This window comes from Rothia santali (assembly GCF_024199905.1).
Taxonomy (GTDB): domain Bacteria; phylum Actinomycetota; class Actinomycetes; order Actinomycetales; family Micrococcaceae; genus Rothia; species Rothia santali.
The window spans coordinates 1-8,932 of the sequence record NZ_JANAFB010000062.1; the positions used below are offsets into that span (position 1 = coordinate 1).

The 8,932-nt window shown below is 74.0% G+C and carries 7 protein-coding genes; all 7 read right to left on the reverse strand.

What is annotated here, in order from left to right; all coding sequences use genetic code 11:
* Positions 1-46 precede the first annotated feature (46 nt).
* Complete coding sequence (gene murC / locus NBM05_RS14670) at positions 47-1,537, reverse strand: UDP-N-acetylmuramate--L-alanine ligase (RefSeq protein WP_254168965.1); 1,491 nt, start codon at positions 1,535-1,537, stop codon at positions 47-49.
* Positions 1,534-2,652, reverse strand: coding sequence for an undecaprenyldiphospho-muramoylpentapeptide beta-N-acetylglucosaminyltransferase (murG, locus tag NBM05_RS14675; RefSeq protein WP_254168967.1), 1,119 nt, complete (start codon positions 2,650-2,652; stop codon positions 1,534-1,536). Before murG ends, murC begins: the two co-directional genes overlap by 4 nt.
* A gap of 51 nt (positions 2,653-2,703) precedes the next feature.
* Positions 2,704-3,960: a putative lipid II flippase FtsW gene (gene ftsW, locus NBM05_RS14680; protein ID WP_254168969.1), complete on the reverse strand. Its 1,257-nt coding sequence runs from the start codon at positions 3,958-3,960 to the stop codon at positions 2,704-2,706.
* On the reverse strand, positions 3,957-5,504 hold the full coding sequence (gene murD / locus NBM05_RS14685) for a UDP-N-acetylmuramoyl-L-alanine--D-glutamate ligase (RefSeq protein WP_254168971.1): 1,548 nt from the start codon (positions 5,502-5,504) through the stop codon (positions 3,957-3,959). The genes ftsW and murD overlap by 4 nt, the downstream gene beginning before the upstream one ends.
* Complete coding sequence (mraY, locus tag NBM05_RS14690) at positions 5,504-6,631, reverse strand: phospho-N-acetylmuramoyl-pentapeptide-transferase (protein ID WP_254168973.1); 1,128 nt, start codon at positions 6,629-6,631, stop codon at positions 5,504-5,506. The genes murD and mraY overlap by 1 nt, the downstream gene beginning before the upstream one ends.
* Positions 6,632-6,638: 7 nt before the next feature.
* Positions 6,639-8,147, reverse strand: a complete 1,509-nt coding sequence (locus NBM05_RS14695) for a UDP-N-acetylmuramoyl-tripeptide--D-alanyl-D-alanine ligase (protein ID WP_254168974.1) — start codon at positions 8,145-8,147, stop codon at positions 6,639-6,641.
* On the reverse strand, positions 8,144-8,932 hold a 789-nt coding region (locus NBM05_RS14700), incomplete at its 5' end, for a glutamate ligase domain-containing protein (RefSeq protein WP_302184068.1). The genes NBM05_RS14700 and NBM05_RS14695, both read right to left, overlap by 4 nt.

The following is an 8,932-nucleotide window of genomic DNA, read 5'->3' on the forward strand; positions in this document are numbered from 1 at the left end:
GCTCCGCGCCGGGCCAGGCGCGGAAGCCGCGGCCGGTGGAAGGGCGTCACCGGCGGTCTCCGCCGGCCTCGCCGAGCGCGGCGAGGAGGACGGCGCCGTACTCGGTGACGTCCCCGGCGCCGATCGTCATGACGACGTCGCCCGGCGCCGCCAGGGAGGCGATCCGGGCCGCGGCGTCGTGCGCGGAGGAGGCGAACCGGACCTCGCTGAACCCCGCCTCCGTGATGAGGCGGCTGGTGACCCCCTCGATGGGCTCCTCCCGGGCCGGGAAGATGTCCACCACGAAGGCGCGGTCGGCCAGCGAGAGCGCCTCGGCGAAGGCGTGGGAGAACTCCCGCGTGCGGGAGAACAGGTGCGGCTGGAACAGCGCGTAGACGTTGTGGCCGGCGGCCACGGTCCGCGCCGCCTGGAGGGCCGCGGCGACCTCGGTCGGGTGGTGCGCGTAGTCGTCGAAGACCTGGACGCCCGCGGCCTCGCCGCGGAACTCGAAGCGCCGGGCCGCGCCGGTGTAGGTCCCGAGGGCCTCGGCGGCCCGCTCCGGGTCGACCCCGGCGATCAGGGCGCACGCGACGCCCGCCGCAGCGTTGCGCTGGTTGTGCACGCCCGGCACCGACAGCCGCAGCAGGCACCGCCCCTGCAGCTCCCGCCCCGCGAGCCGGAAGCTCCAGGACAGCGCGGCCGACGACGTCGTGCCGTCGCTCGAGACGTCCGAGATCCGCACGTCGGCGTCGGCGTCGGTGCCGTAGGTCAGCGTCTGTGCCCCCTCGGCGCGGCGGCGCTCGGCCAGCGCGCGCGAGCCGGGGTCGTCCTGGCAGGCCACCAGCACCCCACCGGGGGCCAGCGACTGCGCGAAGCGCTCGAACGCCTCCGCCACGGCCTCGGCGCTGCCGTAGAAGTCGAGGTGGTCCGCCTCGACGTTGGTCACCACGGCCACCGCGGGCCGGTACTTGACGAAGGAGCCGTCCGACTCGTCCGCCTCGGCCACGAACCAGCCGTCCTCGCCCGGCTCGCCGAGCGCGGCGTTGGTGCCGAGCGTCGCGATGGTCGCGCCCACCGCGAAGGAGGGACGCGCGCCGACGCCGTCGAGCATCACGGCGATCATCGAGCTCGTCGTGGTCTTGCCGTGGGTGCCGGCCACGGCGATGGTGCGGTTGGCGCCCATCGCCGCCGCCAGCGCGTCCGAGCGGTGCAGCACGCGCAGCCCGGCCGCGCGGGCCGCGGCGAGCTCCGGGTTGTCCTCGCGGATCGCCGTGGACACGACCACCGTGTCGGCGCCCTCGACGTTCCGGGCGTCCTGCGGGACGTAGACGGCGGCGCCCTTGCGCCGGAGCACCTCCAGCGCTGCGCCGTCCTTGGCGTCCGAGCCGGAGACCGCGAGCCCGCGGTCCAGCAGGAGGTCGGCGACGGCGGACATGCCGGTGCCGCCCATCCCCACGAAGTGGACGCGGCCGAGGCCGGCGGGGTCGGGACGGGCGGGGAACGGCGGGGTCATGAAGTCCGGCAGGCGCGAGGGCGCGGCGTCGGGCTGGGGCGTCATCGGGTGGACCTTCCGTGGGTGGCTGCTTCGGCGACGATCTCGGCCATGCGCTGCGCGGCGTCGCGGTGGCCCTGGGCGGCGGCGGCCTCGGACATGGCCCGCAGGCGCTCGGCGTCGTGCACCAGGGGCAGGACGTTCTCCGCGAGCCAGGCGGGCGTGAGCTCGGCGTCGCGGACCGTGAGGGCGGCCCCGGCCTCGACCAGCTCGGAGGCGTTCAGCGCCTGCTCGCCGTTGCCGATCGGGAGGGGCACGAAGACCGTGGGGCAGCCGACGGCGGCCACCTCGCACACGGTCGCCGCACCCGCACGCGCGACCAGGAGGTCGCAGGCGGCGTAGACGTTCTCCATGCTCTCGACGTACTCGGTCTGGTAGTAGCCGGGGCCGGTCACGAGGTCGCCGTCAGCGTCCCGGACCTCCTTGCCGGCGCCCGTGACGTGGAGCAGCTGGGCGTCGGCCCGCTCCCACTCCGGGGTCTGGACGAACTCGGCGACGGCGCGGTTGAGGCTCTGCGCACCGGAGGAGCCGCCGGTGACCACGATGGTCGGCGCGACCGCCTGCAGACCCAGCAGCTGGCGGGCCCCCGAGCGGTCGGCGTCGCGGTCCGAGAGGGCGATGCCCCGGCGCAGCGGCATCCCGACGCGGCGGGCCCCCTTCAGCGGGGTGTCCTCGAAGGCCGTGGCCACGACGGCGGCGCGGCGGGCGCCGACGCGATTGGCCAGGCCCGGCCGGCGGTTCGCCTCGTGGATCACGATCGGCACGTTCTCCCGGGCCGCCGCGACGTACATCGGCGTGCACACGTAGCCGCCGACGCCGACCAGGACGTCCGCGCGGTGCCTCCTGAGGATCTCGCGGCCCTGGGCCACGGCCCGGCGGAATCGCCCCGGGAGCCGGAGGAGGTCGACGCTGGGGCGGCGGGGCAGCGGGACGCGCTCCACGAACTCCAGATCGTAGCCGGCGTCGGGGACCAGCCGGGCCTCGAGGCCCCGCGTGGTGCCGACGGCGACGACGTGGGACTGGGGGTCGGCGGCGCGCACGGCGTCGGCGATCGCGAGCAGCGGCGACACGTGTCCCGCGGTCCCGCCGCCGGCCAGCACGACGGACAGTGATTCGTTCAACTCGGCTCCCGGAGGGTCTCGGTGGTCGTCGGTGGATTCCTCGATCGGCCTCTAGTCTACGCGGGGCTCGCGCTCCTCCAGGGCACTGAGCTCGATCGCCGGGTGCGTCGGGGTGCGCGTCAGCGACATCGCGAACCCGGCTGTGAACAGCGAGACCACGAGCGAGGTCCCGCCGTAGGAGATGAACGGCAGGGGGATCCCGATGACGGGCAGCAGCCCCGTGACCATGCCGATGTTGACGAAGGCCTGGCCCACGAACCACGCGAGCACGCAGCCGGCCGCGACGCGCACGAAGCGGTCGCTCGAGCGCAGGATGACGCGCGCCAGGGACAGGGCCAGGATCGCGAACAGCCCGATCACGATCAGCGCCCCGATGAAGCCGAGCTCCTCGCCGAGGATCGCGAAGATGAAGTCGTTGTGGGCCTCGGGCAGGTAGTTGTACTTCTGCCGCGACTGGCCCAGGCCCTCGCCCCACCACGAGCCGGAGGCGAGGGCCGCCAGCCCGGCGTTCGACTGGTAGCAGACCTCGTCCGCCCCGCACTGGGCCGGCGCCAGCCAGCCGACCACCCGCTGGATGCGGGCGGTGCTGGAGGCGACGATGACGACCCCGACCACGGCCGCGGCCAGGAGCGAGACCCCGAAGATCCTGAGGGGCGCACGGGCGAACCACAGCGCGCCGCCGTAGATGAGCACGAAGACGATGGCCGTGCCGGCGTCGCCGCCGAGCATGACCAGGGCCACGGTGAGGAAGAACCCCAGGCACGAGGGCATCAGCGCGGCACGGACGCTGGTGGCCACGTGCGTCGACTTGGCCAGCCCCCACGCCGCCCACAGCAGGACGGCGAACTTCGCCAGCTCCGAGGGCTGGAACTGGATGAACCCGAAGGCCAGCCAGTTGCGGTTGCCGCCGATCGCGACGCCCAGGGGGCTCATCACGAGCGCCAGGAGGACCAGCGCGGCCCCCATGAACAGGAACACGACCTTCCGGTGCTTCCAGAAGCCGATGGGGATCCGGGAGGCCAGGAACATCCCGGCGATGCCGATGACGGCGAAGACCGCCTGGCGGGTGAACAGCGCATACGGTGAGGCCGAGGCCCTGATCTGCTCGACAGAGGAGGCCGAGAGGACCATCATGCAGCCCAGCAGCGTGAGCCCGAGGACCGAGAGCGCGATGCCGACGGCGGCGCTGGTCATCGAGCCCGTGACGATCCACCGGTAGACGCCGCGGAACAGCGCGCGCCCCATCGCGCGGGTGCGGGCCGCGGGGCGGTGCCGCCGATCCGGCCGGTCGGGGGCCGCGGTGCTCATCGCTCCCGCTCCCCCTCGTCGCCGCCCAGGCCCTCCACGAGCTGCGTCACGGCCGCGATGAACGCGTCGCCGCGCGCGCCGTAGGAGGCGAACTGGTCGAACGACGCCGCGGCCGGTGCCAGCAGCACCGTGTCGCCCCGGGTCGCGAGGCCGTGGGAGATCTCCACGGCGCGGCGCATCACCGCGGCGCCGTCGTCCTCGGCCAGCCCCTCCCCGGCCCGGTGGACCGGGACGTCCGGGGCCTGCGCGGCGAGGGCCTCGAGGAGGCCGGCGGTGTCGGTGCCGATGAGCACGACCGCCTTGAGCCGCCCCGCGTGGGCGGCCACGAGCTCCTCGTAGCGCACCCCCTTGGACAGCCCGCCCGCGATCCAGATGACCGGGTCGAAGGAGCCCAGCGACGCCGCGGTGGCGTGCGGGTTGGTGGCCTTGGTGTCGTTGACCCACAGCACGCCGTGGGTGGTCGCGACCGGCTGGATGCGGTGGGCGCCCGGCTCGTAGGCCCGCAGCCCGTCCCGCACGGCCACGGGCTCGACGCCGGCGGCCCGGCACAGCGCGGCGGCCGCGAGGGCGTTCTCCACGGTGTGGCGGGTCGGCAGCTCGCCGGTGTCCCGGACCGAGGCCAGCTCGGCCGCGGAGGTCTTGCGCTCGGGCACGAAGGCCCGGTCCACCAGCAGGCCGTCGACGACGCCGAGCTGGGACAGGTACGGGGTGTCGGTCGTGAACGAGACGGCGCGGCAGCCCTCCTGGACCTCCGCGTCCTCGACCATCCGCTCGGTCTCCTCGACCGCGGCGTTGTAGACGCACGCGACGCGGGTGCCGGCGTAGACCCGGGACTTGTCCGCCTGGTAGTTGGCGTAGTCCCCGTGCCAGTCCAGGTGGTCCTCGGCGATGTTCAGCACGGCCGAGGCCAGCGGGGCCAGGGAGTAGGACCAGTGCAGCTGGTAGCTGGAGAGCTCCACGGCCAGGACGTCGTAGGCGACCGGGTCGCGCAGGGCGTCCAGGATCGGGGTGCCGACGTTGCCGACCGCGATGGCCTTGAGCCCGCCGGCCTGGAGGATCGAGGCGGTCATGCCGACCGTCGTCGTCTTGCCGTTGGTGCCGGTGATGCACAGCCACTCGGCGGTGGGGCGCCCGGCCCGCTCGCGCACGCGCCAGGCGAGCTCGACGTCGCCCCAGATCTGCACGCGCTCCTCGACCGCCTGCGCCAGCGCGCCGGTGTCGGGCCGGATGCCCGGGGAGGTGACGACCAGCTCGGGCCGCTCCCCCTCGACGTCGGGCAGCGAGTCCGTGGCGCCCGCGCCCAGCACGGTGTCCACGGCGCCCACGATGCCCAGCGTCTGGGCCTTGTACCGGTTCTCCTCGGAGTCCCTGCCGTCGACGACGACCACGCGGGCCCCCAGCTCGATCAGCGTGTCCGCCGCGGCGAACCCGGAGACCCCGATCCCGACCACGACCACCCGCAGTCCGGCCCAGTCCGAGTCCCACGTGGTCAGGGCCTCGAGCCGCTCGTCGCCCAGGACCGGGTTGGCATTGCTCGCTCGCATCAGTTCAGCACTCCTCCGTTTCCGTTGTTCAGCAGCCAGTCGCCGTAGAAGATCCCCAGCGCCACCGCCACGAACAGCCCCGCGACGATCCAGAAGCGCACGACGACGGTGACCTCCTTCCAGCCCTTGAGCTCGAAGTGGTGCTGCAGCGGCGCCATCTTGAAGATCCGCTTGCCGCCCGAGAGCTTGAAGTAGCCGACCTGCAGGATGACCGAGGCCGAGATGATCACGAACAGCCCCGCCAGGATGACCAGCAGCAGCTCGGTCCGGGAGAGGATCGCGAAGCCGGCCAGCGCGCCGCCGAGCCCGAGCGAGCCGGTGTCGCCCATGAAGATCGTGGCCGGGGAGGTGTTCCACCACAGGAAGCCGATGAGCGAGCCGATGAGCGCCGCCGCGACGACCGCCAGCTGCCCGGCCTCCTGCACGTCGTAGCAGATCCCCCCGGCGGAGCCGGCCCCGCACAGGTGGTTGACCTGCCACATCGTGATCATCAGGTAGCCGGAGAACACCAGGATCGAGGCGCCGGTGGCCAGGCCGTCCAGGCCGTCGGTCAGGTTCACCGCGTTGGTGGTCGCCGTGGCGATCAGGTTGGACCAGACCACGAAGAGGATCACGCCGAGCACGGGGATCCCGAAGGAGAGGTCGAGCCACGGGATGTCCCGGGTGAAGGAGATCTGCGGGGTGGCCGGCGTCCAGCCCGCGGAGTCGGGCAGCACCAGCGCGAGCACGCCGAAGGCGACGCCCACCGCGCCCTGCAGCACGATCTTGCCGCGCGCGGTGAGGCCCAGCGACTGCTTCCGGGCGATCTTCTTGAAGTCGTCGATGAACCCGACCGCCGCCATGCCCACCATGAGGAACAGCAGGAGCAGCGGCGAGAGTCCCGGCGTCTGGAACCGCCCGGTCAGCAGGGTGGTGACCAGCAGGGACAGGAAGAAGGCCACCAGCGTGGCGCCCATGATGACGACGCCGCCCATGGTGGGCGTGCCGCGCTTGGTCAGGTGGCTCGTGGGTCCGTCCTCGCGGATGAACTGCCCGTACTGCTGCCGCACTAGGAACTTGGTGAACAGCGGGGTTCCCGCGATGGTGAGGACGAGTCCGAAGGCCGCCGCCAACAGGATGGAGATCATGCGGTGCTTAGCGCCTTTCTTCCAGGGAGTGCTGTTCCGGCCGGGGGTCCCCCGCCGGGCTCTGGGCAACTCTATCGCCCAGGAACCGCAGGCCGGCCCCGTTCGAGGACTTGACCAGGACGATGTCCCCGGGCCGCAGCCGCTCCTCGAGCACACGTTCGGCCTCCTCGGCGGTCTCGACCCACATCGCCTCGTCGCCCCACGAGCCCTCCAGGAGCGCGGAGTTGAAGACGGGCTTCGCCTCCCCGCCCACCGCGATCAGGTGCGCGATGTTCAGGCGCACGACGTCGCGGCCGAGCTTGTCGTGCTCGGCCAGCGAGGCCTCGCCCAGCTCGAGCATCGCGCCCAGCACGGCCCAGGTCCGGCGCGGCGGCTCGGCGTCGCGCCCCATCTGGGCCAGCGTGCGCAGGGCCGCGGCCATCGACTCGGGGTTGGCGTTGTAGGCGTCGTTGATGACGGTCACGCCGTCGGGCCGGTCGGTCCGCTCCATGCGGTACCGGCTGCCGGCCCGCTGGGAGCTCAGGGAGCGCGCGATCGCCGCGCCGGGGATGCCGACGAGGTGCGCGAGCGTCGCCGCGGCCAGGAGGTTGTACACGTGGTGCTCGCCGATCAGCCGGGAGGCCACCTCGTGCTCGGCGCCGTCTGGCAGGACGAGCCGGAAGGCGGGGCAGCCGGAGGCGTCGGTGCGCAGGTCCGCGGCCTCGACCAGGGCGATGCCGTCCGCGGACGGGTCCAGCCGCTCGGCCGCGTGCCGGCCGCGTACTCCGAAGTACGCCACGGGCGCGCTCGCGCGGGGGGCCATCGCGACCACCCGGGGGTCGTCGGCGTTCAGGGCGACGCCGCCGTGCGCGGCCACGCCCTCGGCGAGCTCGCCCTTGGTCAGGGCGATGTTCTCGACGCCGCCGAACTCGCCGGCGTGCGCGGTGCCCACCTTGAGCACGGCGCCGTAGTCGGGGGCGACGATGTCGCACAGGTACCGGATGTTGCCGAGCGCGTTGGCGCCCATCTCGATGACCAGGTAGCGGGTGCCGTAGTCGGCGCGGAACACGGTCAGGGGGACCCCGACCTCCCCGTTGTAGGAGCCCACGGGCGCGACCGTGGGGCCCGCCTCGCCGAGGACCCCGGCCAGCAGGTCCTTGGTCGTGGTCTTGCCGGCCGAGCCGGTGATGCCCAGGACGGTGACCTCGCCGGCCGCGCGCAGCAGGCGCAGGACCTCGCGGGCCAGGCGGCCCATCGCGGCGACGACGTCGTCGACCAGCACGGCCGGGTGCGGCGCGCCCTCGGCGTCGCGGGTCTCCCGCTCGGCCAGGCTCAGGACGGCGCCGGAGGCCATCGCGGCGGGGATGAAGCGGTGCCCGTCGGTGCTCTCGCCCGGCTTGGCGACGAAGAGGCCGCCGGGGGCCGCCTCGCGGGAGTCGGTCGTGGCCGAGGTGCAGGTCAGGCCGGCCGGGTCCGCGACGCCGACGAGCGTGCCGTCCACGGCGTCGGCGATCTGCTGTGCTGTCAGGGGGATCATGCTGTGCCTCCGGGGATTCGGGCCGCGCGGGCCGCCAGGGCCTCGCGCAGCTCCTCGCGGTCGTCGAGGGCCTCGTCCACCCCGGCGAGGTCCTGGTGGGTCTCGTGGCCGCGGCCGGCCAGCAGGATCGCGTCGCGGTCCTCGGCCAGCTCGACGGCGCGGCGGATCGCCTCGGCCCGCGGGGCGACGTTCTCGACCAGCCGGGCGCGGGCGCCGTCGTTGACGGCGCGCCGGGCACCGGCCTCCACGGCCGCGCGGATGGGCTCCGGGGGCTCGTGGTGGGGGTCGTCGTCGGTCACGATCACGATGTCGGCGTGGCGGGCCGCGACCTCGCCCATCACGGGGCGCTTGAGCTGGTCGCGCTGCCCGGTGGCCCCGAAGACCACGATGACGCGGCCCCCGGACCCGGGCTCGGGCTCGACCGCGGCCAGCGCGCGCTCCAGGGCGTCGGGGTTGTGGGCGAAGTCGACGATGGAGACCGGCCGCTCCGCGACGATCTGCATCCGGCCCGGCACCAGCGGGGTCAGGCAGCCCGGCTCGCGCAGTGCGGCGACCAGCCGCTCGTGCGGGACCCCCGACTCGGCGACCATGGCCAGGGCGAGCGCGGCGTTGGAGACGTTGAAGCGCGCGGGCATCCCGGTCTCCGAGCGCAGAATGCGGCCGTCGCGGTGGCGCAGGGCGAACCGGTGGCCGGTGCCCCACGGGCGCACCTCGCAGAGGGTCCAGTCGGCGGGGGCGGCGGCGAGGGCGGCGGCCGGGTGCGCACCGAGCTCGTGGGCCTGGTG